General features: G+C 63.3%; 19 protein-coding genes. 6 read left to right on the top strand and 13 right to left on the bottom strand.

Annotation, left to right across the window (positions count from 1 at the left end; genetic code table 11):
• Positions 1-65: 65 nt before the first annotated feature.
• Positions 66-1,916 carry a sigma-54-dependent Fis family transcriptional regulator gene (locus tag ACODSJ_RS20295; protein WP_489103428.1) on the bottom strand — a complete coding sequence of 617 codons (1,851 nt, stop codon included), beginning with the start codon at positions 1,914-1,916 and terminating at the stop codon, positions 66-68.
• A gap of 331 nt (positions 1,917-2,247) precedes the next feature.
• On the opposite strand from ACODSJ_RS20295, the gene ACODSJ_RS20290 reads away from it, so the two are divergent.
• From ACODSJ_RS20290 to ACODSJ_RS20265, 6 genes are read left to right on the top strand one after another with little or no spacing between them, the layout of a single operon-like run.
• Complete coding sequence (locus tag ACODSJ_RS20290; protein ID WP_489103427.1) at positions 2,248-3,342, top strand: ABC transporter ATP-binding protein; 1,095 nt, start codon at positions 2,248-2,250, stop codon at positions 3,340-3,342.
• Positions 3,342-4,451: an ABC transporter ATP-binding protein gene (locus tag ACODSJ_RS20285; protein ID WP_489103426.1), complete on the top strand. Its 1,110-nt coding sequence runs from the start codon at positions 3,342-3,344 to the stop codon at positions 4,449-4,451. Before ACODSJ_RS20290 ends, ACODSJ_RS20285 begins: the two co-directional genes overlap by 1 nt.
• Positions 4,448-5,314, top strand: a complete 867-nt coding sequence (locus tag ACODSJ_RS20280; RefSeq protein ID WP_260961784.1) for a carbohydrate ABC transporter permease — start codon at positions 4,448-4,450, stop codon at positions 5,312-5,314. Before ACODSJ_RS20285 ends, ACODSJ_RS20280 begins: the two co-directional genes overlap by 4 nt.
• Positions 5,315-5,324: 10 nt before the next feature.
• Positions 5,325-6,125 (top strand): carbohydrate ABC transporter permease, encoded by an 801-nt coding sequence (locus ACODSJ_RS20275; RefSeq protein ID WP_489103425.1) that lies wholly within the window; start codon positions 5,325-5,327, stop codon positions 6,123-6,125.
• A gap of 10 nt (positions 6,126-6,135) precedes the next feature.
• On the top strand, positions 6,136-6,408 hold the full coding sequence (locus tag ACODSJ_RS20270; protein ID WP_489103424.1) for a DUF2160 domain-containing protein: 273 nt from the start codon (positions 6,136-6,138) through the stop codon (positions 6,406-6,408).
• Positions 6,409-6,458: 50 nt separating this feature from the next.
• Positions 6,459-8,201, top strand: a complete 1,743-nt coding sequence (locus tag ACODSJ_RS20265) for an ABC transporter substrate-binding protein (protein WP_489103423.1) — start codon at positions 6,459-6,461, stop codon at positions 8,199-8,201.
• Between the two features lie 182 nt (positions 8,202-8,383).
• On the opposite strand, the gene ACODSJ_RS20260 is transcribed toward ACODSJ_RS20265, so the two are convergent.
• The 12 genes from ACODSJ_RS20260 to ACODSJ_RS20205 form a co-directional block, all read right to left on the bottom strand.
• Positions 8,384-9,322, bottom strand: a complete 939-nt coding sequence (locus tag ACODSJ_RS20260; RefSeq protein ID WP_489103422.1) for an alpha/beta hydrolase — start codon at positions 9,320-9,322, stop codon at positions 8,384-8,386.
• A 98-nt stretch (positions 9,323-9,420) separates the two neighbouring features.
• Positions 9,421-10,215, bottom strand: coding sequence for a ChbG/HpnK family deacetylase (locus ACODSJ_RS20255; RefSeq protein ID WP_489103421.1), 795 nt, complete (start codon positions 10,213-10,215; stop codon positions 9,421-9,423).
• Positions 10,205-11,365, bottom strand: coding sequence for a GNAT family N-acetyltransferase (locus ACODSJ_RS20250; protein WP_489103420.1), 1,161 nt, complete (start codon positions 11,363-11,365; stop codon positions 10,205-10,207). Before ACODSJ_RS20250 ends, ACODSJ_RS20255 begins: the two co-directional genes overlap by 11 nt.
• Before the next feature lie 5 nt (positions 11,366-11,370).
• Positions 11,371-12,060: a GNAT family N-acetyltransferase gene (locus tag ACODSJ_RS20245; protein WP_489103419.1), complete on the bottom strand. Its 690-nt coding sequence runs from the start codon at positions 12,058-12,060 to the stop codon at positions 11,371-11,373.
• Positions 12,057-14,048, bottom strand: coding sequence for a hypothetical protein (locus ACODSJ_RS20240; RefSeq protein WP_489103446.1), 1,992 nt, complete (start codon positions 14,046-14,048; stop codon positions 12,057-12,059). Before ACODSJ_RS20240 ends, ACODSJ_RS20245 begins: the two co-directional genes overlap by 4 nt.
• 23 nt (positions 14,049-14,071) lie before the next feature.
• Complete coding sequence (locus ACODSJ_RS20235) at positions 14,072-15,376, bottom strand: oligosaccharide flippase family protein (protein WP_489103418.1); 1,305 nt, start codon at positions 15,374-15,376, stop codon at positions 14,072-14,074.
• Complete coding sequence (locus ACODSJ_RS20230) at positions 15,373-16,377, bottom strand: polysaccharide deacetylase family protein (RefSeq protein ID WP_489103417.1); 1,005 nt, start codon at positions 16,375-16,377, stop codon at positions 15,373-15,375. Before ACODSJ_RS20230 ends, ACODSJ_RS20235 begins: the two co-directional genes overlap by 4 nt.
• 12 nt (positions 16,378-16,389) lie before the next feature.
• On the bottom strand, positions 16,390-17,526 hold the full coding sequence (locus ACODSJ_RS20225; RefSeq protein WP_489103416.1) for a glycosyltransferase: 1,137 nt from the start codon (positions 17,524-17,526) through the stop codon (positions 16,390-16,392).
• Positions 17,519-18,478, bottom strand: a complete 960-nt coding sequence (locus ACODSJ_RS20220; protein WP_489103415.1) for a glycosyltransferase — start codon at positions 18,476-18,478, stop codon at positions 17,519-17,521. The genes ACODSJ_RS20225 and ACODSJ_RS20220 overlap by 8 nt, the downstream gene beginning before the upstream one ends.
• Positions 18,475-19,842, bottom strand: a complete 1,368-nt coding sequence (locus ACODSJ_RS20215; RefSeq protein ID WP_489103414.1) for an O-antigen ligase family protein — start codon at positions 19,840-19,842, stop codon at positions 18,475-18,477. Before ACODSJ_RS20215 ends, ACODSJ_RS20220 begins: the two co-directional genes overlap by 4 nt.
• Positions 19,839-20,942: a glycosyltransferase family 4 protein gene (locus ACODSJ_RS20210; RefSeq protein WP_489103413.1), complete on the bottom strand. Its 1,104-nt coding sequence runs from the start codon at positions 20,940-20,942 to the stop codon at positions 19,839-19,841. The genes ACODSJ_RS20215 and ACODSJ_RS20210 overlap by 4 nt, the downstream gene beginning before the upstream one ends.
• Positions 20,939-22,531, bottom strand: coding sequence for a GumC family protein (locus ACODSJ_RS20205; protein ID WP_489103412.1), 1,593 nt, complete (start codon positions 22,529-22,531; stop codon positions 20,939-20,941). The genes ACODSJ_RS20210 and ACODSJ_RS20205 overlap by 4 nt, the downstream gene beginning before the upstream one ends.
• Between the last annotated feature and the right edge of the window lie 2 nt (positions 22,532-22,533).

Here is a 22,533-nt window from a genome sequence, read left to right as displayed (position 1 = left end):
GTGATGCCCGTCAGTTAATCGAAACGCCTGTGGGAGCGAGCAAGCCCGTTTCCACAGGTTTTGTATCAGCTTTCAAGTTGCCGCAGGCGTTTGTACAAGGTGTTGCGGCTGACCCCCAGCCGCCGTGCCAGGTGCGAAATGTTGCCGCCCACGGCCTGCAACTGACGGTTCAAATCCTCGGCGTCGTTCAAGTCCACCGTCAGCGGTTCCGGGGTTTCCACCGGTTCCATCTCCAGGTCGACGAAGAAGTCGTCCGGCAGGTGCTCGGGGCGGATCGGTTGTTCTTCGGCCATCGCCAGGGCCACTTGCAATACGCTGCTGACCTGGCGCAGGTTACCCGGCCACGGATGGCGCTCGAACAATTCCATCACTTCGCGGCTCAGGCCGGCCCATTGGCTCGGTTCGCGGTGGTGTTCCCAAAGGCGTTTGAACAGTGCCTGTTTGTCGCTGCGTTCGCGCAGCGGCGGCAGTTCCAGGGTCAGGCCGCCGATGCGGTAGTACAAGTCTTCACGAAACCGCCCCAGTTGCACCTGTTCACGCAGCGAGCGGTTGGTGGCCGAGATGATGCGGATGTCCACCGGGAACAGCTCGGCACTGCCCACCGGTTGTACGCAACGCTCCTGCAATACCCGCAGCAGCCGGGCCTGGGTCGGCAGGGGCATGTCGCCGATCTCGTCGAGGAACAGCGTGCCGCGATCAGCCTTGCGGATCAGGCCGATGCTGCCTTTTTGATTGGCGCCGGTGAAGGCGCCTTTTTCATAACCGAACAATTCCGACTCCACCAACTCGGCGGGAATGGCCGCGCAGTTGACGGCAATGAACGGTTGCTTGCAGCGCGAGCTGGCCTGGTGCAGCGCCTTGACGAACACTTCCTTGCCCACACCGGTTTCGCCGTGGATCAGCAGCGGAATGTCCTTCTCCAGCAACCGCTCGGCCTGGCGCACGGCTTTTTCCACGCGGCTATCGCCGAAGTGCAAGGCGTTGAGGCTGATGGCCGTGCTGGCGGGTGCCGGCGCGGGGGCGGGAGGCGCTTCGGCGAAGATGCGCGGCTTGATCGACACCTGTTTCGGACGCTTGAGCAGGCATTGAAAACGGTTGCGCCCGGCCGCTTGCAGGGAGAACGGCAGGCTGTCGGGCTGATTGAGCAGCTCCATCAGCGAGACCTGGAACAGGCTTTCGATGCTGACCCGCGACAGGCTCAGGCCCAACAGGTTGTCGGCCCGGCGATTGGCGGAAAGCACCTGACCGCTCTCGTCGAAAATCAACAGCCCGGCCCACTGGCTGTCGAGGTTGTTCAAGCCAGTGTTGAAGGTCAGCTGGAAGTGTTCACCGCGGAACAGGTTGAGGATCAGCCGGTTTTCCACGGTCTGGCTCATCATCTTGACCATGCCCAGGGTGTGGGACGGCGGCAGGTAGCTGTCGCTGGACACGTCCAGCACGGCGATGACCTTGCGTTCGGCGTCGAAGATCGGCGCGGCGGAGCCGGTCATGAAACGGTTGGCCTTGAGGAAGTGTTCATCGTGTTCGATGTGCACCGCCTGCTCGCAGGCCAGCGCGGTGCCGATGGCGTTGGTGCCGGTGCAGCGCTCCATCCAGCTCGCCCCGGCGCTGAAACCGTGGGCCAGTTTCGGTTCGATGAAGCGCTGGGTGCCCCAGGAGGTCAACACCTGGCCCTGGTTATCGGCCAGCATGATCAGGCAATTGGAGTTGCTCAGGATGTTCTCGTAATACGGCAGGACTTCCTGATGGGTGGTCTGCACCAGTGAGTGCTGGCTCTCCAGCAACTGGGCGATGCCCTCGGCGGGCAGTGGGTCGAAGGCCGGCGCGCTTTGGTGATTCAGGCCGAAGGCGCGGCAACGGGACCAGGACGCCTGGATGATGGCGTCATGAGACAAGGCTTGTGCAGGTGCGGCCATAGGGCACTCTCGCAGGTGCTGTTTTTTATTGTTGTGGGCAAGTCTCGCACAGACTCCTTGTGCAGAGGCAAGCCTGAATGTCACTTCATACACCAACCCTTATGGGAGCGGGCTAGCTGAAAACGTCCATTCAGTGTTGTTCAAAATTGTTCATTGTCAACCATCGAATTGTTCAGTTGTTCACGCCTGCCTGTTCACTTGTGTTCATCAACGAATGTATTTTTCTGACAGATTCTGCTGAAACCCAGGAAGATCAATGGTTTGGAAAATCTGGCACGTCTTTCGCTTTTAAGCTCCGGTCGCTTGACTCCAAAAATAAAAAGGCCGAGCCATGTCATTAACGCTTGAGCACATCTGTCGCACCGTCGAGGGCCAGCCCTGGATCGACGATGCGAACCTGAGTTTCGAACCCGGATCCTTCAATGTCCTGCTGGGCCGCACCCTGTCCGGCAAGACCAGTCTCATGCGGCTGATGGCCGGCCTGGACAAACCCGACAGCGGGCGCATCCTGATGAACGGCGTCGACGTGACCAAGCGCCCGGTGCGGCTGCGCAACGTGTCGATGGTCTATCAGCAGTTCATCAACTACCCGACCATGACCGTCTTCGAGAACATTGCCTCGCCCCTGCGCCAGGCCGGTGTGTCGAACGAGATCATCCAGGACAAGGTCCTGCAAACCGCCCGCATGCTGCGGATCGAAAAATTCCTGAAGCGCTATCCCCTGGAGCTGTCCGGCGGCCAGCAACAGCGCACGGCCATGGCCCGGGCGCTGGTCAAGGACGCCGAACTGATCCTGTTCGACGAGCCGCTGGTGAACCTGGACTACAAGCTGCGCGAAGAACTGCGCCAGGAAATGCGCGAACTGTTCCAGGCCCGCCACACCATCGCCGTGTACGCCACCACCGAGCCCAACGAAGCGTTGGCCCTGGGCGGCACGACGACGATTCTGCATGAGGGGCGGGTGATCCAGAGCGGCAAATCGTCTTCGGTGTATCACCAGCCGCAAACCGTGCTGGCCGCCGAGCTGTTTTCCGAACCGCCGATCAACCTCATGCCCGGGCGCATCGCCGGCAATGAAGTGAGCTTCGCCAATTTCGTGCACTTCCCGTTGAACGTCGACCTGCGGCCGGTGGGCGAGGGTGAGTTCCGTTTCGGTGTGCGTCCCAGCCACATCTCCCTGGTGCCGAGCAACGACGACGACCTGGAGTTGGCGGTGACCGTCGAGGTCGCCGAGATCAGCGGGTCGGAGACCTTCCTGCACGTGCGCAACGAGCATTTCCTGCTGGTGCTGCACTTGCCCGGCGTGCACGAGTACGACGTCGATGCGCCGATCCGCATCTACATCCCGACCCACAAACTGTTTGTCTTCGATGCCTCGGGCAAGTTGGTCCAGGCCCCGGGCCAGCGTATTGCGAGGGTTGCCTGATGGCTGAAATTCGTTTGCAGAACCTCGCCCACAGCTACACCAGCACCCCGGCGGGCCCCGAGGACTACGCGATCCGCGAGATGAACCACATCTGGGAGCAGGGCGGCGCCTATGCCTTGCTCGGGCCTTCGGGCTGCGGCAAGTCCACCTTGCTCAACATCATTTCCGGCCTGCTCAGCCCCTCCGAGGGCCAGGTGATGTTCGACAGCAAGATCGTCAACGAGCTGTCTCCGGAGCGGCGCAACATCGCTCAGGTGTTCCAGTTCCCGGTGGTCTACGACACCATGACGGTGTTCGACAACTTGGCCTTCCCACTGCGCAACCAGGGCATGGCCGAGGCGCGCATCCACACCAAGGTGCAGGAAATCGCCGAGGTCCTGGACCTGCAAAACCTGCTGGACAAAAAGGCCCGCAACCTCACCGCCGACGAAAAACAGAAGGTCTCCATGGGCCGCGGGCTGGTGCGCGACGACGTGTCGGCGATCCTGTTCGACGAGCCGCTGACGGTGATCGACCCGCACCTGAAATGGAAACTGCGGCGCAAGCTCAAGCAGATCCACGAGCAGTTCAACATCACCATGGTCTACGTCACCCACGACCAGTTGGAGGCCTCTACCTTCGCCGACAAGATCGCGGTGATGTACGGCGGCCAGATCGTCCAATTCGGCACACCTCGGGAGCTGTTCGAGCGCCCGAGCCATACCTTTGTCGGCTACTTCATCGGCAGCCCGGGGATGAACCTGATCGAGGTCACGGTGCAACCCGGTGGCGTCGGTTTCGGATCGACTGTCTTGCCGTTGTCCGAGACCTTGCAACGGCGCGTGGCCGAGGCCGGGGGCAAGCGCCTGAAGGTCGGCATTCGTCCGGAGTTCGTCCACGTCTGGGACGGGCCGTATGACGAGGCGATGCGTGCCGATGTGGTCCACGTCGAAGACCTGGGCACCTACAAGATCCTGACCCTCAACCTCGATGGTGCGCCGCTGAAGGTGCGCCTGGCCGAAGACAAACCGGTGCCCGAAGGCACCGCGTACATCAGTTTTCCGGCGCAGTGGCTGATGGTCTATGCCGATGAGTACTTGCTGGAACCCTTGAGCGAGGTGCAGCCATGAACAAGGTGCAGAACAACAAGGCCTGGTGGCTGGTGCTGCCGGTGTTCCTGCTGGTGGCGTTCAGCGCCGTGATCCCGATGATGACTGTGGTCAACTATTCGGTGCAGGACATTTTCGACCAGTCCAGCCGCTACTTTGTCGGTGCCGACTGGTACAAGCAGGTGCTGCTCGACCCACGGCTGCACGACTCGTTGCTGCGCCAGTTCATCTACTCGGCGTGCGTGCTGCTGATTGAAATTCCCCTGGGCATCGCCATCGCCCTGACCATGCCGACCAAGGGCAAATGGTCGTCCCTGGTGCTGATCATCCTGGCGATCCCGTTGCTGATCCCATGGAACGTGGTGGGCACCATCTGGCAGATCTTCGGCCGCGCCGACATCGGCCTGTTGGGGTCGTTCCTCAACGCCCTGGGCATCAACTACAACTATGCGGCCAACACCATGGACGCCTGGGTCACGGTGCTGGTGATGGATGTCTGGCACTGGACTTCGTTGGTGGCGCTGCTGTGCTATTCCGGGCTGCGGGCGATTCCCGACGTGTACTACCAGGCTGCGCGGATCGACCGGGCGTCCAACTGGGCGGTGTTCCGGCACATCCAGTTGCCGAAGATGAAGAGCGTGCTGCTGATCGCGGTGATGCTGCGCTTCATGGACAGCTTCATGATCTACACCGAGCCGTTCGTGCTGACCGGCGGCGGGCCGGGCAACGCCACTACGTTCCTCAGCCAGACCCTGACGCAGATGGCCATCGGTCAATTCGACCTGGGCCCGGCGGCGGCGTTTTCCCTGGTGTATTTCCTGATCATCCTGTTGGTGTCGTGGCTGTTCTACACCGCCATGACGCATTCCGACGCCAACCGTTGAGGCCCGCCCCATGAACAAGAGAAAGCTGATCCCGTTGCTGATCTACATCCTGTTCCTGCTGGTGCCCATCTACTGGCTGCTGAACATGTCGTTCAAGAGCAACACCGAGATCCTCGGCAGCCTGACCCTGTGGCCCCAGGACTTCACCTTCCACAACTACAAGGTGATCTTCACTGACCCGAGCTGGTACACCGGCTACCTCAACTCGCTGTACTACGTGAGCCTGAACACGGTGATTTCCCTGAGCGTCGCGCTGCCGGCGGCCTATGCGTTCTCACGCTATCGGTTCCTGGGGGACAAGCACCTGTTTTTCTGGCTGCTGACCAACCGCATGGCGCCACCGGCGGTGTTCCTGTTGCCGTTCTTCCAGCTGTATTCGTCCATCGGCTTGTTCGACACCCACATCGCCGTGGCCCTGGCTCACTGTTTGTTCAACGTGCCGCTGGCGGTGTGGATCCTCGAAGGCTTCATGTCCGGGGTGCCGAAAGAAATCGACGAGACCGCCTACATTGACGGCTACAGTTTCCCCAAGTTCTTCGCCAAGATCTTCATCCCGTTGATCGGCTCCGGCATCGGCGTCACGGCCTTTTTCTGCTTCATGTTTTCCTGGGTCGAACTGTTGCTGGCGCGCACGCTCACCTCGGTGAATGCCAAGCCGATCGCGGCGGTCATGACCCGCACGGTGTCGGCGTCCGGTATCGACTGGGGCGTGCTGGCGGCGGCGGGGGTGTTGACCATCCTGCCGGGCATGCTGGTGATCTGGTTCGTTCGCAACCACGTGGCCAAGGGCTTTGCCCTGGGCCGGGTCTGAGGAGTCGATGATGGAATGGATGAACTGGACCGTCCCCACGGCGGCCTTCTTTGGTGTCATCGCCTTGCTGTTGGCGGGCATGACCACGTGGGAACTGCGTTCGCCGAGCGTCCCTCGGCGCGGTTTCCTGCCGATTGCCACCACCCGTGGCGATCGGTTGTTTATCGGTCTTCTCGGTAGCGCCTACCTGCATCTGCTGGTGATCGGCGCGACCGACTGGAGCATCTGGACAGCGTTCGCGTTGTCTTGGGTGTGGCTGTTGGCAGTGATGCGGTGGGGCTAGTCGCGACAGACGATCGACGCTCAGCTCTTAAACCCAAACAGGAGGTCTCTATGTTCGATAAAAACAATAAGCTGCGACATAGCGTTTCATTGGCAGCCATGCTGGCACTCAGCGGGCTGAGTGCTGCGGCCTGGGCCGACGCCTATGAAGACGCCGCAAAAAAATGGGTGGGCAGTGAATTCACGCCATCGACCCTGACTCCAGAGCAGCAGCTCGAAGAGCTCAAATGGTTCATCAAGGCTGCCGAGCCGTTTCGCGGCATGAAGATCAACGTGGTGTCGGAAACCCTGACCACCCACCAATATGAATCCAAGGTGCTGGCCAAGGCTTTCGCCGAAATCACCGGGATCCAGATCACCCACGATTTGCTGCAGGAAGGCGACGTGGTGGAGAAACTGCAAACCCAGATGCAGTCCGACAAGAACATCTATGACGGCTGGGTCAACGACTCGGACCTGATCGGTACGCACTTTCGCTACGGCAAGACCGAATCGATCACCGACCTGATGGCCAACGAGGGCAAGAATTTCACCTCGCCGACCCTGGACCTCAAGGACTTCATCGGCACGTCCTTCACCACCGCGCCGGACGGCAAGCTCTACCAGTTGCCCGACCAACAGTTTGCCAACCTGTACTGGTTCCGCGCCGACTGGTTCGAGCGTCCCGAGCTGAAGGCCAAGTTCAAGGAGAAATACGGCTACGAGCTGGGCGTACCGGTGAACTGGTCGGCGTATGAAGACATCGCCAAGTTCTTCTCCGAAGACGTCAAGGAGATCGACGGCAAGCGCGTTTATGGCCACATGGACTACGGCAAGAAAGACCCGTCCCTGGGCTGGCGCTTCACCGATGCCTGGTTCTCCATGGCCGGTGGCGGCGACAAGGGGCTGCCCAACGGCTTGCCGGTGGACGAGTGGGGCATTCGTGTCGAGGACTGCCACCCGGTCGGCTCCAGCGTGACCCGCGGCGGCGACACCAACGGCCCGGCAGCGGTGTTTGCCACCACCAAATACGTGGACTGGCTGAAGAAGTACGCGCCACCGGAAGCGGCGGGCATGACCTTCTCTGAGTCCGGCCCGGTGCCGTCCCAGGGCAACATCGCCCAGCAGATCTTCTGGTACACCGCTTTCACCGCCGACATGACCAAGCCGGGCCTGCCGGTGGTGAACGCCGATGGCACGCCGAAATGGCGCATGGCGCCGTCGCCACGCGGCCCGTATTGGGAGGAGGGCATGAAGCTGGGCTATCAGGACGTGGGTTCGTGGACGTTCATGAAGTCCACGCCTGAGAAGCAGAAACTGGCGGCCTGGCTCTACGCGCAGTTCGTGACGTCGAAAACCGTGTCGCTGAAGAAGACCATCGTCGGCCTGACGCCGATTCGTGAGTCGGACATCAACTCCCAGGCGATGACCGATCTGGCACCGAAACTCGGCGGCCTGGTGGAGTTCTATCGCAGCCCGGCCCGCGTGCAATGGACCCCGACCGGGACCAACGTGCCGGACTACCCGCGTCTTGCGCAACTGTGGTGGAGCCACATCGCCGAGGCCGCCAGTGGCGAGAAAACCCCGCAACAGGCCCTCGACGGTTTGGCCAAGGACCAGGACGCGATCATGACGCGCCTGGAACGCTCCAAGGCCCAAGCCACCTGCGCCCCGAAAATGAACCCCGAGCGCGACGCGCAATACTGGTTCGACCAACCGGGCGCACCGAAGCCGAAACTGGCGAACGAGAAGCCAAAAGGCGAGACCGTGAGCTACGCCGAGCTGCTGAAGTCGTGGGAGGCAGCCCGCAAGTAACACCTCAGCGAAGAAACAAAAACGGCACCGAAAGGTGCCGTTTTTGTTTCCGAGGCATTCACTGGCATCGCATCCACCCCCGGTTGCTCACAGACCCGGCGTCCACCTCAGGTCCATTGTGGGAACAAGCTTTGCTCCTACAGTTTTGGCTCCCTCTGGATTGCCTCCCTCTGGGATCGGCGCTAACCCGCCTTGCCCGGACTCGCCTGGGGTTGGCCGGCCACCGGCGTCGGCCGGTATTTCATCAAGGTGTCCAGCGCTTGGCGGTAGTTCTTGCCCGCCAGGCTCATGCTGTTGTTGTGCGTTGCACCGGGCACCAGCAACAGGCGCTTGGGCTCGCGGGCGGCGTTGAACAGTTGCTCGCTGAAGCGGGGTGGCACGTACTGGTCGGCGGAACCGTGGACAATCAGCAGCGGCATGTTGATCTCGCCGATCTTGTCGATGGAGTCGAACTTCTGCGACAGCAGCCAGCGCACCGGCAAGGAGGTATTCGCCATCGCGGTGGCGACATCTCCCAGGGAGGTGAACGTGGATTCGATGACCAGGCCTCGGACTTGGGTGCCTCCATCCTTCGCGGCCTTCTGGCCCAACTCCGCAGCAAGGTCCACCGCGACGGCGCCACCCAGCGAGTGACCATAGATCAGCCGCAGGGCAGGGTCTGGTTGCAGCACTTCAAGCCGTTGCCAAGCGATGCGCGCATCTTCGTAGACGCTGGCTTCCGAAGGCAGCTCCCCATGGCTTTTGCCGAAACCGCGGTAATCGATAGCCAACACCGAATAGCCCAACGCTCGCAGTTGCTGGATGCGAAACAACTGCCCGGTCAGGTTCCAGCGCACCCCATGCAGGTACAGGATCGCCGGCGCATTCTTGCGTTCGGCCGGCCACCACCAGCCGTGGATATTTTCCCCAGCCTTGAAGCTTTTCGGCTTGAGATCGAATTCCTGCACGCTGCTGGGAAGCCCGCTGAACCAGCTCGCCGTCCCCGGCTCGATGCGAAAGACCAGCTCGCGTTCCTTATGCTGCAACACGCCGCAACCCACCGGCAGCCCGACCACCAGGGCGGCCATGCACAGCCCGGCCAGCCAGCGCCGCTTCGGGCGCGAAAATGAGGGTAAAGGCATCGACGTGATTCGCTGCTTGGACAGAAGATGCTTTTTAGCAGAATTCGTCCGCAGCGCAGAGGGATTTCACCGGTTGGGGGAAAGTCCACGTGAGAGGATCAATGCACATCCCCATACTCAGACAACACCGCGCCCCGCACTGTCCGGCTGTAGGCCACCTTGGGCACGCCCTCCAGGCGCTTTTGCAGTATTTGGGTCAGGGAGCTTCCCGGTGGCAGGCTGGCGTCGCCGAAGTCGTCGTCCAGGTCCAGCGGATGGACGATCACTTCAAGTGAGCCGCGCGGTGGCGGTGCGGCGTGGGCCAGGTCGGCGGGGGTGCAGATGTAGTCGGCCGTTGCGCCGCACAGGCTGCGCAGGCGGTGGTTGAACAGGGTCTTGAAGACGCGCTTGGGCAGGGTCAGGTTCGCGCCCAGATTGCGCGCCAGCCGGATGGGTACGTCTTGGCGGGCGGCGAAGCGCGCCACCAGTTCGCCGACAGGCCAGATGTTGTGCACGTGCTGATGAGAGTCGAGGTGGCTGGGGCGCAGGCCGTGGTCCAGGCTGTGTTGCCATTGGGCCCGCAGCTCTTCTTCCACGGCAGCGATGTCCTTCGGACCCAGGCGCAGGCAGTAGCGGGAAAGGTTCAGGTCGAATTCGCCATTGGCGTCACAGAACGTGCGGCGCGAGGCAATCGCCTGGCTCAAGGGGGAACCGTAACTGAGGTTGAAGTGCAGGCCGATACGCCCGTTGAGCAACGGCTGGCAGGCCAGTTCGCAGGCCTGCTCGAAGCCTGGCATGTTGGCCATGGCCGTGGCGGAGCTGATCACGCCCGCCTCGAAGGCCCGCAGGATAAGGGCGTTTTCGCTCAGGCTGAGCCCAAAGTCGTCAGCGTTGATGATCACCCTATGAGGCATGCACGTTCTCCTGGCGCTTATGGGCCGGCGATGGAGCTGTTGTGGCGGCATGCCCTTCCGGACGCTTGCGCAGCCAGGGCTTGAGGCTTTTCCATAACCGCAGGGCGCCTCCCAGGACCAGGCCACCGGGCTGCCAGGAATAAAAGCTCCAGCGCCAATGTTCCAGTTGACCGGTCATGCGTTCATGCAACTGATGGCTGGAGTTTTCCAGGCTGACCCGCGAGGCGTCGACCCAGTGCCAGTTATCGTCCAGCCCCCAGCGAATCCACTCTTCAAGCAACACCCGGCCGCTGCCCAGGTCGGCGTGTTCTGGCAGGAACGCCAGGTTGTAATCGTACAGCCGTCCCTGGTCCAGCAGGCCAAGGCGATAGCTGATGCAGTGCCCCTCCAGTTCCAGCATCACCACCCGCACCATGCCTTCGGCGGCCAGGGCGGTGAAGGCGTGGTTGATCCATTGCTGGCACCTTGGGTCGGAGAAGATGCCCACGCCTTTCTCGCCTTTCCAACTGGCCGCTTCGACAGCGGCCAGGTCCCGCAACAGAGGCCCCATGCTGATGGCATCGGGCGTCACCCGGCGGATCTGCGCCCCGCAGGCGGCAATCCGCTTGCGGGCCCGGCGGAGCTTGTAGCGAGGGTCGCCGGAGATTTCCTGGCGGTCGCTGTCGCTGATCAGATGCACCGGCACCCGGCAGCCCAATCGCCGTTCGCCTGTGGAGCTCAACGCCATCCAGCTACTGAGCACGCTTTGTTCACCGACCGGTTCGGACACCTCATTCAATTGTAGTAGTGCGTGGGGCAGGTGTTGGCGAATCTGCATCAGCGCCTGGCCCATGCCGACGGCGTCCAGGCGGGCCAGCACGGCGATGCGGTCGGCCAAGGGATAACCCAGGTGGCGTAACACCCGAAAATGCAGGCCACCGATTCGCTCGCGCGTCGAGACCAGTGGCAGGCACAGGCACAAGGCCTGGTCCTGCCAGCCGAGCAACACGTTCAATTGCTGGTCAGGCCGCAAGGCGAACTGCGCCGCTTGCAACCAGGCCAGGGTATTGAACGGGGTAGTGTCGGCCACCTGGGTTCGCAGCTGTTCATAAGCTGTCGTGGGAAAATCCGCAGCACCCAGGGAGGTGCACCATTGGAACCGGATCGCCATGGACGTCAGGCCGCCGCCGTCGATGCAACCGGTTGAGTCGGTTTGCGAAAGGCGTCCAGTAGTGAGCCGCTGTAGAGCGTGTCGCGAAAATACCGCCAGCGCCCGAACAGGCAGTAAACGTGGGTGATCTGGCCGCGTTCCTGAAAGTCCATGCGGATGTGCATCTTCACCGACTGGATGTTTTGCAGGTCGCAGACATCGACCATTTTGCTGCAGCCTTTGTCGGCCATGATTCTCCACATTTCCTGCTGTACATCCGCGGTCATCTTCGAGCCAAAGTAGGCCGGGATTATTTCTGCGCCGAACTGAAAGTACTCGCCAGGCTTGACCGGGAACCAGCAGCCATAGAAATGACGGTCGAAATAGTCGCGCATACTGGCCCAGACGAAGCCCACGGTATCGCCCTGATCGTCCAGGTACATCAGGCCTGTGTAGCCTTCGGCCGCCAGTTCGCGCATGGTCTCGATGCGGTCGCCGAAATACCGGGCAAACGCTTCGACGTTATCGACGGTGATGAACTCCTGGCGCAGGGGTGGGTAGGGCTTGAGGTTGTTCGGCCGCAGCGGCACTGTCACATCGTGCTCCAGCCACACCAGGCGCGAGTGGAAAAACACGTAGCGGCGGATCAGCAGTTTGAACAGGGAGCGCAGGCCTTTTTTCTGGATGCGATCACGCAATTTTTGCAGAACGTTCATGGTGCCTCCTGATGGGTGGCGGGTTGGGGAGAATCGGCAGCTGTCCAGCCCAGGGCAAACAGGGTTTCCCCGGGCAGCAGAAAATGGATTTGCCCGGCCTCGCAGTTGAACGGAGCGCTGCGGCTGTGGTTGTCGGGGCCGAAATACACCAGCTCAGCTTTCGCCTGCTGTGGTGCGGGGAGAGGACAGGGCACGCCATCCAGGCTGACCTGATGCGCCCGCGTGCTTTTGTTCACGCCCAGCAGGCTGCGCCGGACGCCGGAGGCCATGGCGAGCACGTCGACTTCAAAGGCGTCGTTATCCAGGCGCATCACCTGCCCGAGCCAATGTTGCTGGATGAACTGCTGGGCCAGGCCCACCGGCTTGAGCTCGAAGCGCTCGTTTTCCAGCACGCGCACCATGCCCTTGGGGTATTCCGGTTCGTCGGCGGACTGGAACCAGTTGAGCATGTCCAGTAAGCCGTCGGCGGACGCGTTGATCACCACGGACGCCCACCAGAGGGCGGCGTAATGGGTTTCCTGGTCATAGGGGCTCAGGCTTGAGCCGCTGGACATGTTGGTCTGGTCCAGCAGCAGGGCCTTGCGCGGCCGCCCCTGGTTGTCCAGGCCCACCAGGCCGGCGGCGCGGCGCACGCTGTGGCGGTAGACGCGGGTGGCGAGCAGGTCGCGGATCATCCATTCATGCCAGGCCAGCGCGTCGATCTGGTCGCCGGACTTGGCCAGCAGGCGCCGTGCCCAGTCGATGCCACGCTTGTCCGCCGCGTTTTCGGCCAAGGGGCCGTTGGTGAATCGGGAACTGGCCGGGATCGCGATGCGCACCCCGGCGCGTGCGTTGGCGGGGATGGCGCGAACCTGAGCGGCCATGCTCTCGAATAATTGCTGGTAGCTGGCGAAGTCGGCGTAGTTGAGGTTCGGCTCGTCGGCGAAACTGAGGTAGTGCAGGCCTTTGCCGCCCAGGGCTCGCGTCGATTTGAGCCAGGCCTGCAAGCCGCTGTTGCTGACCCGGTCGGCCCGCAGATCGGCCTGGCGCTGGCTGCCGGCCAGCAGGGTGATGTCCTGGGTGATGCCAAAGCGGTCCTGGTACAGGCGCCGGAAACGATCCTCATAGTCAGGCTTGTCGGCCGTGATGTCGACGAGGCTGTAGTAGCTGGCGGCCTGGGGCTTGAGCGCGTCGATGATGCTGTAGCTCGACGGCGGCGGCAACACGTAGGGCAGGGATATGCCCAGTTTGGGGGTTGGCCCGAGCAGGTTGTCGTGCAGGGTCAGGTGGGTTTGCCCCGGGTCCTGGCGCAGCGGTTGCAGGTGCGCCGGGTCTTGGGCAAACAGGTTGGCAGTGCCGTCCAGCCAGAACGCCACCTTGCCGTTGCCCTGTAACTGCAGGCGCCAGGTCTGCTCGACGTCGGCGACGGGCAGCGCCACTTGGTCGAATTGCCAATAGGCGCGATACGGCTTGAGATTCAATTGCAGCTGTTTGCCGTCTGCAACTCGCCGGGCCTGCAAACTTTGCACGCCACCGTGGAACTTGCCCGCCAGGACCGCTCGTTCACCCGGCGCGACCTTGAAATACAATTCATCGCTGTCGTGGGCTTCGGCACTGAAATGCACCTTGGCCGGTGCGAAGAGAGCCCGGGTATGGGCATCGTGCTCGACGTTGTAGCGGCGAAAACTGTAGCCGGGGATTTCCAGGCGATAGCTGGCAGCGCCGGGTTGCAGCGGCCACTGCTGTTCGCCCCTTTGCTGGTCCGCCTTGATCAGGCGCTCACCCACCAGCCGCCCCTGGCCGTTGAGCAGGTAGATGTGTTCCGCGTTGGCGTCGGCCTGCCAGGCCGGCACCCAGCTCACGATCAGGCAATCCGGGCGGTCGGTCTGCAGGTACAGGCTGCCGTCACGCAGGCCAGTCCAGTGCATGGGCACCGCCTGGGCCAGCAGGGCCAGGCCCCAGAGACACAGGCCGGCGGCCACCTTCCGCGCCAGCCGCACCGTCCCCATCGCGAGCAAGCTCGCTCCCACATTCATACCGATTTCCCCAGCAGCATTTGGCGCATCGGCAGCAGGTCGCTGGGCAGGATGATCAGGGTTTGCCACAAGGCCACGCCACTGAGGCGGCAGTACATTGCCAGCAAGGCCAGGGTGACGCCCAGGTAGGCGATCGACGAGGCGGCAGCGGCGCCGACGATGCCGTAGCGCGGGATCAGCGTCACGTTCAGCGCCAGGTTCAGCAAGGCGCCTGCACCCATCAGCAGCGAAACGGTGCCGGGCCGGTTTTTCCCCAGCAGGTCCAGGCGCAGGATGCTTGCATAGCACAGCCCGAACAGCCCCGGCAGCAACGCCAGCAAGGCCGGGTAGGCGGGCCGGTAGGCGACGCCGAACAACGTGACAATCAACCATTGGCCGATCAGCGCCATGCCCAGGCAGGCGCCGAGCATCACCGTGGCCGTCAGGCGCAGGGCCAGGGGGGTGAGGCGCTGCATGTCGCGGTCCTGCTGCAACAGGCGTTTCATCAGCGGCGTGGTGACCGCTTCCGGCACAATCAGCAGCAACTCGGCGGCGGCGCTGGCCATGGCGTAGTGCCCCAGGGCCGTGCTGCCCAGCAGGGCACCGATGAACAAAAAGTCCGAACGCAGCATCACTTGTTGGAACAGCAGGTCCGGATGGCTACGGGCCCCGTAAAGCAGCAGCTCGTTCTGGCTGGCGCGGTCCCATTGCAGGGTTACCTGTTGGCCGCGTCGCAGCCAGGCCCAACCGACCAGCACCACCAGGCCCAGGCCCACCAGCCAACTGATCAGCGCGGCCTCCAGGGCCGCGTCTTTCCACAGCCAGAACAACGCCAGGAACAATGCGAGTGGCGCCAGGGATTCCACCAGGCGCAGGGCATTGAAGGCGGCCACGCCACCGCTGGCGTTGTGCAAGGTCAGCAGGCCACTCTTGAGCACGGTCAACGGCACGGCCAGCAACAGCAGCCAGGCCAGCAATCCCAACTGCAGGGTAATGTCCAGTTCGCCACCGAACGCGCGCACCAGCGCCACCACCAGCAAGGTCAGCATCCCGGCCAGCAGGCAGCCGAAGACCAGCACCTGGCTGAGCAGCAACCCCATCGGGCGCTGCTGCGCGGCCTGATAACCCACGGCGGAATTCAGCCCGCCGCTGGTGACCGCGCTGATCAGGTCCGGCAGGCTGCTGAGCAACGCAAACAGGCCGCGTTCGCTCGGCCCCAGGATGCGCGCCAGCAATACGTTGCGCAGCAGTCGCAGGCCGATCATCGCCAGGCGCGTGCCCATGCTCAGCGCCAGGTGCTTGAGGTAACGCGCGCGGCTCATGGACGTGCCCCCCGACTGATACGCCAGGCCAGCAACTCGGGCTGGTGGGCGTTGTGCTGGCTGACGCCAAACCGCGGCACGTTCAGCGGATCACCGTCGTTGCGATACAGCCCGGTCTCGGTGCCCAGGGCGAACGCAAAACCGTGGGCCGCCACCTGCTGGCGAACCCGCGCATCGTGATCGCCGTTGGGGTAGCAATACACCGGCAGCGGTTGGGCGCAGCCGTTTTCCAGGGCAATGCGGCTGCGGCCCAGTTCTTCGTGCAGGCGCTGGTCGTCCAGGCCGGTGAGGATCGCGTGGCTGGCGCCGTGGGGGCCGAAGCGGATCAGACCGGAGTCTTCCAGCATGCGCACCTGGAACCAGTCCAGCGCCTGGGGCTGGGCGCCGCGCGGGCAGGCGTCGGTCAGGTGACTCAGGACCCATGGTTCCAGGGTCTTGAGACTGTGCAGGTAATGCAACAGCGAAACACTGCGCCGCTGCTCGTCCACATCGTCGAGCATCACCGGCAGCGGCCGGCCAGCCTGTTGCAAATGTTCGATCAATGATTGTCGCGCCGCCTGGCCATGGCTGCCCCACAGGGTTTCGCCGATGCTCTCCCACCAGAAATGCTGGCGGCTGCCGATGAAATCGGTGGACAGAAAAATGCTCGCCGGCACCTGGTACTGGCGTAGCAGGGGAAAGGCGTTCATGGCGTTGTCGCGCCAGCCGTCATCGAAGGTCAAGGCCACCCGCGGGCGGTTCGGAACGCTTTCGGGGTCGGCCAGCAACAGGGTCATCAGCGGCACGCATTCGAAATGGCGTTGCAACCAGATCAACAGGTGTTCGAACGCTTCGGGGCCCACGCACAGTTCATTGCGATGGGGCAGTTCGGCGGCGCGGTCGTTGCTCAGGACACGGTGCAGCATCAGGATCACACCGGCACCGCGCAGCGGGTGGCGACCCAAGGGCGTGTTCAGGTACAGCCAGCCGCCGGTGCGCTTGAAGACCTGTTTGATCGACATCGGCCATCCTCCTCAGCGGTTCTGCTCGGGGTTCCATTGGCTGTAGCGCCGCCCGCGCAGGAACTGCCACAGCCCGATGCACATGCCCGCCAGGGTCACCAGCACGAACGCGGCCAGGCGAAAGGGCCTGGGCAAGCGGTGGTCGGCGTCCAGTAACCCGATCAGGGCCATGACGTAGCCGAGCAGTTGTGCCACCAGGCTCCAGCGGTAGAACGGATGCTCGTTCCACAGCCAGGCATTGCTCAGCAGCAGCGGCACCAACAACACCGGCGCCAGGCGGCGGATCAGTTTGTGGCTGATCAGCCCGATGGCATACAGCCCGTGCCGCAGCGGGTTGAGCAGCTCGCGCCGCTGGGCCAGGCTTTGCAAGCCGCCGACGGTGACGCGTTGGCGCCGGCGAAATTGCTTGTCCGCCTCGTCCACGCCCTGGTCGGTCACCCGCGCCCGGGGTGCATAGACAATGGGCTGGCCGGCGGCCGGTGCGCAGGTGCTGAGGAAAAAGTCATCGTTGACGTGCGCCGGTATCGGTTCGAACAACGTGCGCCGCAGGGCGAGCAGGGCACCGTCCGCCGAAACCATGCAACCGCTCCGGCTTTCGACCCGACGCAGCCAGCCCTCGTAATGCCGATACAGGCTGTCGCCCAGGCTCAGGCCCTTGCCCGGCTGGGGGATCAGCATGTGCCCGGCACACGCGCCGACTTCCGGATCGCCCAGCGGCGCCAACAGGTGGCCGAGGGTGTCGAGGGCCCATTGATTGTCCGCATCGGTGAACACCAGGATCTCGCCACGGCTGTGGGCCACGGCGGTATTGAGCGCGGCCGCCTTGCCCAGGCGCGGCAGGTCGAGCACGGTGATACGCGGGTCGAGCACCCGGCGTGCGCAGGCCACTGTGTCGTCGGTGGAACCGTCGCTGGCGAGGACGATCTGCAGCGAGTGCGCCCGATAGTCCTGGGCCAGCAAGGTGCGCAGTTTCGCTTCGATGTGCCGCGCCTCGTTGTGGGCGGCAATGACAATGCTGATGTCCATCGGCAACGCCTTGCCGTAGTAGCGGTTCGGAAACAGCGGCGCCAGCAGGCTGAGCAGCAGCGGATAACCGAGGTAGGCGTACACCGGCAGCAACAGGCAGGACCAGTAGATGAATTCAGCCACGGGCAGGTCTCCTGACGTTCCACTGAAAAAGGTTGAGCAGCAACGCGACACCGGTCAGGTGCAGGCGCACCCCGTGCAAGGCCCACAATTGCAGCATCAGGCGCAGGTCGCGCCGGCTCTGGCGCAGGCTGAGGAACAGGGCCGGCAGCGCGGTGAGCAGCCACAGCATCAGCGCCAGGCGCAGTTGGCCTTGGAGCAGGGCGAGCAGTGCCAGCAGGTCGAGTCCCCAGGTGCCGATGGACAGTGCCGGAAAGCGCAGCAGGCGCAGGCTCGCGCCGTGGCTGCGGACCAATTGCAGGTGACTGCCCTGGCGCCACAGCTCTTTGCTCATCCACTCGCGCCAGCTGCCTTCATAGCCCCAGTGCAGGGCCACGCTTTGGTTGGCCAGCAGCAGCTGCGCGCCGGCCTGGCGCAGGCGAAGGGAGAAGTCCTTGTCTTCGCCGGTGCGCAGCGCTTCGTCGAAGCCCCCGACCCGGTCGAACCACGTACGCCGCATCAACAGGTTGGCGCTGGGCAACCATGCCACCCGGTGCAGGCGAGGGTGCCCCGGGCGTTGGCTGCGGCGCTGCCAGGCTTCGGCGAACCACGGTGCCTGCCGCGGAGTGTCCAGGTCCAGGCCCAGCACATCGGCCCGGTCGCCTTCGAGTGCCAACAGCAACGTGAGCCAATCGGCCGGCATTTCGATGTCGGCGTCGATGAACGCCAGCCAGTCGCCACGGGCGGCCGCAGCCCCGCGGTTGCGCAGGGCGCCGATGTGCACGCCGGGCACCGTCAGTACCAGCGCCCCCAGTTCATGGGCGATGCGCGGGCCGTGGTCGTCGGAACCGTTGTCCACCACAATCAGCTCGCACTCCATATCGGCAAGGCGCGCGGCCTGTTGCGTGGCCAGCAGTGTACGGCCGATGTGCCGGGCCTCGTTGTACATCGGCACCACCACGCTGATGCAGCTCATGGTTGCGCCTGCGGCGACGGGGCCTGTTCGGCTTCATGGCGCAACACGCTGGTGAGGGCGAGCATGATCCACAGCAACTTGTGGTTCGGCGCACTGAGGAACATCAGGAACAGCATCAGGGACAGGAAACTCATGCCCAGGTGCGTCAGCAGGTCCGCTTGCGCCCAGTCCCGGCGCTGCAACCAGATCCGCCTGGCGTGCATCAGGTTGTACAAGCCCAGGCCGAGCATGCCGACGAACATCAGCCCGCCGGGGATGCCGATTTCGCTGAAGATTTCCAGGTAGGTGTTATGTGCGCGGCGATACAGGTCGCCGAGCTTGCGGTTGGCCGAGAACGCCTTGGCATAGCCGGTAGGGGCGTAGTGCAGGGGGAAGGTCCCCGGGCCCGAGCCCAGTATCGGGTTTTCCTGGATCATCTGGCCGCCGACAATGATGTACGAGGCGCGGCGTCCCAGGGACTCGTCCTGGGCCTTGGCGCCGGCGCTCAGGATGCTCAACGACTGGATACGCGCCACGTATTTGGCCGGCATCACGGCAACGGTCACGGGCACTGCAATGGCCAGGCCGAGCATGGCGAACCCCAGGTGCCGTGGGCGGATGCGCGGCAATTGTGCGCGGTAGTGATACAGGCCGATCAGCAGGCTGAGCAGTAACACCACCAGCCCTGAGCGCGAGTCGGTCTTGGTCATGCCTCCCAGCAGCAGGACGAAACAGCCGCCCCAGAACAGCCGGTGCAGCAGGCTGGGCCCGCGCACCACCAGCAGCAATGCCAGCGGTGCGGTAAAGGCGATCAGCAGGGCGAAGGCATTCGGGTCCGACAACAGGCCGGAAGCGCGGCCCTGGTCCTGGTATTTGGTCGAGAACATCGCCAGCAGGCAGGTCGTGGTCACACTCAAGGTCACCACCCGGCAGAACAGGTCCAGGTTCAAGCCGCGTCCGATCAGCAGGGTGATCACAAACAGGATCAAGCCCACGCTCAGTTCGCGAAAATGGGTCAGTGAACGGTCCATGCTTTCCGAGAGCACCAGGCTCAAGCCGTACAGCAGCAGGAAACCGATCAGCGGCCGCCAGATATTGCTGCGCAGGCGCGTCGCGGGAATCTGGCGCAAAGCCAATTGCAGCATCAGGATCAACGCCAGGGCCAGGCCGAAGAATTTGGTGCCGGAAAACACACTGTCCTTGAACAGGCCTTCGAATGGCACCAGCGCGGCGATGCCCAGCAAGCCCCAGCCGGGCTTGCGGTACAGCACGGCGACGCCCACCAGGCCGAGTACGGCCCCCGGCGCCAGGAAAGGGTAAGGACTGGCCAGCAGTGCCAGGCACACCAGGCCCAGCAGGCTGACGATCGAGAGCGGGACAATCATGAGCGAGCCTCCCGTGCCGTGCGGATGTAAAGCTGCGCCCAGCGTTCGGCCAGGGTGCGCAGGTCGTAGCGATCCTGTTGGGTGCGACGCGCGTTGTCGGCCAGGATTTGCGCCAGGCGCGGTTCGCTGAACAGTGTTTCGATCTGCCGGGCCAGCTCGGCGCTGTCGGCAGGCCTGGCGAGCAGGCCGTTGTGACGGTCTTGCAACACGTCGGGAATGCCACCGACGCCGAACGCCACCACCGGCACCCCGGCCTGCATCGCTTCCAGCAGAATCATCGGCGTGCCCTCGGTGCGCGAGCTGATCACCAGGGCGTCGAGACGGCTCCACCAGGCGTTCATGTCGGTCTGGTAGCCGGGCAGTTCGATGCGTGTCGGCAGCCCTGCGTCGGTAATGCGCTTGAGCAGCACCTGGCGTTCCGGGCCGTCGCCGAGCATCACCGCGTGCAGCGAAGCGTGGCGCTGGCACAGCGGGATCATGGCGTCGAGGAACAGGTCCGGGCCTTTTTCACTGCTCAAGCGGCCTACGTAGCCGACCCGCCAGCGCCGCCCGTCGTCACGGTGGGTCAGCGGTGTGGTGGGCGCTGGCAGGCCGTTGGGAATCACGTCGAGCTTTTCCGCTTGTACGCTGGCCTGGCGGTGCAGCGTGGCGATGCTTTCGGCCACGCAGACCACGCGCTTGACCGACGCGGTGCGGCACAGTTGCAGGCTCAACCAGGTATAGAAACGCTGCTTGGGGCTACGCGGCGTAAAGCCATGCTGGGTGATCACCAGCGGCAGGCCCAGCATCGTCGCGGCGGCCCAGCCGAACAACAATCCCTTGAAGTTGTGGGTGTTGAGCAGCGGTTGCTCGTGGCGCCGTTCGCGCAAGTACTGCAACAGCTCGGCCCAGCTGGCGCAGTGGCGGCAATCGACCCCGGCCTGGCGAAAACGCCCGATCAAGGTCGGCGGTGCCGCCAGGAACAGCACTTGGTGCTGGCCGGGCGTCGCCAGGCAATGATCGAGCAGCATCCGCTCGGCCCCATAGAAGCCACCGCTGTCGAGCAGATGAATGATCGACAGGGGGCTGCTGTGGTGGCCGGGGCCGAACGGCGCGTTCAATTTTTCACCCAATAGACAAGGCTGGGCAGGCTCCAGTTGCGGTGCGGGTTGATCTGGTCGGGCGACTGCTCGTTGATCACCAACAGCACCGGCAGGTCCAGTTGCTGGCTGATCTGCGCCGGATGCTTGAAGCGATGGTCGAAGAACTCACGCACATAGACCAGGGCAATCGCCAGCAGCAAGCCGCTGAACAGGCCGAAGGCAATAATCAGCCCTGGCTTTGGAAACGCCGCGGCGGTCGGTTCGAACGGTGGGCTCAGGACCCGGGCGTTGGACAGGTCGTTGTCCAGCGAACGGGCGGTGCTGGCCTCGGCGAACCGTTGGGCGTAGGTGGAGAACGCCGCATGCAAGGCGTTGATCTCGGTGTCCATCTGCTGCAGCTTGCTCTGGGTTTCCTGCAACTGGTGGATGCGCCCCTTGAAGGCGGCGATGCGTGCGGTCTTCTGGTCGATCACCGAGCCGACCACCGCCAGGTCCGTGGTGCGTTCCTGGATCCGGTTGCTCACGATCTTCAGGAACTGCTGGCGCGTACGCACGATCTGTTCGCGAGCCAGGAGCATCGGTTCGCTGCCAGGCTGGAACACCGCCAGGTCGTTCATGTAGCGGGCGACCTGGCCGGTCAATTGCTCGCCCAGCTGTTTGATTTCCCGGTCTTCGAAGGCGATGTTGTCCACGGTGGTGGTGAAGGTGAAGGGGAAGGTGTAGTCGTTGAACCGCGAGCTGTTTGCCGCTGCCAGGCTGGTCTTGAGATAGTCAAGCCAGCGTTGGCTTTGCAGCAGGCGATCCTGATACAGGTTCAGGGCCTGTTCCTCGGTGTTGATGGCGTTCAGGCGGAAGGTGATTTCCTCCTTCGGATCCGCCGAGCCGATGCTTTCCAGCAACGCCAGCCGGGTGCCTTCCAGGCCATCGAGGCGGGTCTGGTACTGGGTTTTCTTCTGTTCGTAGAATGTCTGCGGCAGTTCGATCGACTGCATGTCCTGGCGGCCGGAAAGGTAGTTCTGCAGCAGCTGGTCGACGAACCGGGTGCCCTCGGCCGGGTCACCGAAGCTGTAGACGATGGAGATCACGTTGGAGCCGGGCAGGGTCTCGATCTTCAGGTTGTCGATGGCCTCGTCGGTCAGCGTATCGAGCACCGTGTCGCGCACCGGATCGACCTCCAGGCCCAGGCTTTGGCGGACCGGGTTGACGACGTATTGGCGCAGCGGCGTGGTGATGTAGCGCTGGAAGGGATCGCTCACCCACTTGTTGAAGATGCCCAGGTTGGGGGTGTATTCGCCCTTGTCGCGCAGGGTGCTGATGGTCTGCCGGATCAGGGCCGGCGAGCGCAGGATATTGCTCTCGGTCTCCATGTCCGCCAGTGACGGCGGAATGAACGTGGCGCTGTCCTGGTTAAGCGACGTGGTGGCGTCGCCCTGGGAGAGTTTTTTCGACTGGACGATCACCTGGGCGGTGATGTCGAAGCTCTGTTTGAGCACCAACGGCAGCACCAGGGCGATCACGGCGAAAATCAGGAAGATGCGCTTCACCCACAACTTGTTGGCGAAGAAGATCCTGAAGAACTCATGCAGATAATTTTCCTTGGGGTTCATGT

It is taken from the genome of Pseudomonas sp. FG6 (genome assembly GCF_057809015.1).
Note: the sequence above shows the minus strand (reverse complement) of the source record. Positions and strands in the feature narration are given on the sequence as shown.

Excerpts from the sequence above, each read along its gene's own strand:
- ACODSJ_RS20245 (WP_489103419.1), bottom strand. The coding sequence starts at position 12,060 with ATGAACGTTCTGCAAAAATTGCGTGATCGCATCCAGAAAAAAGGCCTG.
- ACODSJ_RS20260 (WP_489103422.1), bottom strand. The coding sequence starts at position 9,322 with ATGCCTTTACCCTCATTTTCGCGCCCGAAGCGGCGCTGGCTGGCCGGG.
- ACODSJ_RS20280 (WP_260961784.1), top strand. The coding sequence starts at position 4,448 with ATGAACAAGGTGCAGAACAACAAGGCCTGGTGGCTGGTGCTGCCGGTG.
- ACODSJ_RS20250 (WP_489103420.1), bottom strand. The coding sequence starts at position 11,365 with ATGGCGATCCGGTTCCAATGGTGCACCTCCCTGGGTGCTGCGGATTTT.
- ACODSJ_RS20220 (WP_489103415.1), bottom strand. The coding sequence starts at position 18,478 with ATGAGCTGCATCAGCGTGGTGGTGCCGATGTACAACGAGGCCCGGCAC.
- ACODSJ_RS20290 (WP_489103427.1), top strand. The coding sequence starts at position 2,248 with ATGTCATTAACGCTTGAGCACATCTGTCGCACCGTCGAGGGCCAGCCC.
- ACODSJ_RS20215 (WP_489103414.1), bottom strand. The coding sequence starts at position 19,842 with ATGATTGTCCCGCTCTCGATCGTCAGCCTGCTGGGCCTGGTGTGCCTG.
- ACODSJ_RS20285 (WP_489103426.1), top strand. The coding sequence starts at position 3,342 with ATGGCTGAAATTCGTTTGCAGAACCTCGCCCACAGCTACACCAGCACC.
- ACODSJ_RS20235 (WP_489103418.1), bottom strand. The coding sequence starts at position 15,376 with ATGAGCCGCGCGCGTTACCTCAAGCACCTGGCGCTGAGCATGGGCACG.
- ACODSJ_RS20265 (WP_489103423.1), top strand. The coding sequence starts at position 6,459 with ATGTTCGATAAAAACAATAAGCTGCGACATAGCGTTTCATTGGCAGCC.
- ACODSJ_RS20270 (WP_489103424.1), top strand. The coding sequence starts at position 6,136 with ATGGAATGGATGAACTGGACCGTCCCCACGGCGGCCTTCTTTGGTGTC.
- ACODSJ_RS20295 (WP_489103428.1), bottom strand. The coding sequence starts at position 1,916 with ATGGCCGCACCTGCACAAGCCTTGTCTCATGACGCCATCATCCAGGCG.
- ACODSJ_RS20240 (WP_489103446.1), bottom strand. The coding sequence starts at position 14,048 with ATGGGGACGGTGCGGCTGGCGCGGAAGGTGGCCGCCGGCCTGTGTCTC.
- ACODSJ_RS20255 (WP_489103421.1), bottom strand. The coding sequence starts at position 10,215 with ATGCCTCATAGGGTGATCATCAACGCTGACGACTTTGGGCTCAGCCTG.
- ACODSJ_RS20230 (WP_489103417.1), bottom strand. The coding sequence starts at position 16,377 with ATGTCGATCAAACAGGTCTTCAAGCGCACCGGCGGCTGGCTGTACCTG.
- ACODSJ_RS20205 (WP_489103412.1), bottom strand. The coding sequence starts at position 22,531 with ATGAACCCCAAGGAAAATTATCTGCATGAGTTCTTCAGGATCTTCTTC.
- ACODSJ_RS20275 (WP_489103425.1), top strand. The coding sequence starts at position 5,325 with ATGAACAAGAGAAAGCTGATCCCGTTGCTGATCTACATCCTGTTCCTG.